This is a genomic window from Cupriavidus sp. 8B (assembly GCF_054589115.1).
On record NZ_BAAILO010000051.1, the window covers coordinates 1 to 1,249 of the forward strand.

1 protein-coding gene is annotated in these 1,249 nt (G+C 60.4%); it reads right to left on the bottom strand.

Annotation, left to right across the window (positions count from 1 at the left end; all coding sequences use genetic code 11):
- Positions 1–8: 8 nt before the first annotated feature.
- A protein-coding gene (locus tag ACYP5B_RS05070) for an IS3 family transposase (protein ID WP_459568800.1) occupies positions 9–1,186 on the bottom strand; the annotation gives its coding sequence in 2 pieces (ribosomal slippage) (positions 9–919 and positions 919–1,186; 1,179 coding nt in all).
- Positions 1,187–1,249: the final 63 nt, after the last annotated feature.

Consider the following 1,249-nt stretch of genomic DNA (forward strand, 5'->3'; position numbering starts at 1 on the left):
TGTAGTGGTCAAGTTTTTTCGGACAGGCTGATAGGTTGTTTTGCTGTTGGCTTGGCCTCATAAGCGGTAGGCGAGACATAGCCGAGGGTTGAGTGCAAGCGGACAGGGTTGTAGAAGCCCACGATGTACTGGGTAATGTCACGTCGTGCCTCCGCGTGATTGGCATAGCGCCGCTGCCACACCCGCTCCATCTTCAGGTTCAGGAAGAAGCGCTCCATCGGCGAGTTATCCCAGCAGTTGCCTTTGCGGCTCATGCTGCAAACGATGCCGTGGCGTGCCAGCATGGCCTGGTACTCGGCGCTGGCGTACTGACTCCCTCGATCCGAGTGGAGCACCAGCCCCCGCGCCGGCCGACGCTGCTGTAGCGCCATCTCCAGCGCGGACATGACCAGGGCTGTCGGCATGGCCGGTGCCATGGCCCAGCCGACTACCTTGCGTGAGTACAGATCCAGCACCACTGCCAAGTACAACCAGCCCTGGGCGGTGCGGATATACGTGATATCCGAGACCCAGGCCCGGTTTGCCTGCGACACACCGAACTGCCGATCCAGCACATTTTCTGCGACTGGTTGATCATGTTTGCTGTCGGTCGTCGCGACAAACTTGCGCTTCCAGGTCGCACGCAGCCCAGCCTCCCGCATCACCGTACGGACCCGCTGACGGCCGATTTTGATCCCCTGGGCCCGCACCGCATGCATCAGTCTCCGGCTGCCATAGCTGGCGCCGCTGGCCGCAAAGGCCGCTTTAACATGGGCCTGCTGTCGCAACTTCGGCGCACCCGGCAAGGCGCGCCGGTGAGCGTAGTAGCCAGCTCGACTGACGCCCAACAGCCGGCACGCCGAACTGACGGAGACAGCCTTCTCTTGCAGGTGGGTTACCACCCGATAACTCACTTGAGTTCTCGTGCAAAGAAGGCCGAGGCCTTTTTTAGGATGCTATTGTCCTCCCGCAACTGCCGGTTCTCAGCCTCCAACTGCCGAATGCGCTGCTGCTCTGCCGTCAGCGGCTTGCCAATCCCTGCACCGCCCGCCAGTTCCGAATCGTACTGCGCCAGCCATCGCCGCACTGCCGTCTCTCCAAGCTCCATCGTCCGGCAAACCTCGCCCACCGATAGACCCTGGTCTTTCACCATCCGTACTACTTCCAGCTTGAAGCTGGCATCAAATTGTCGGCGTTGTCTTGTCATCTGTTTCCTCGTCGATATGGATTGTCACCCTATCGACCTGTCCGAGGAAATTAGACCACTGCA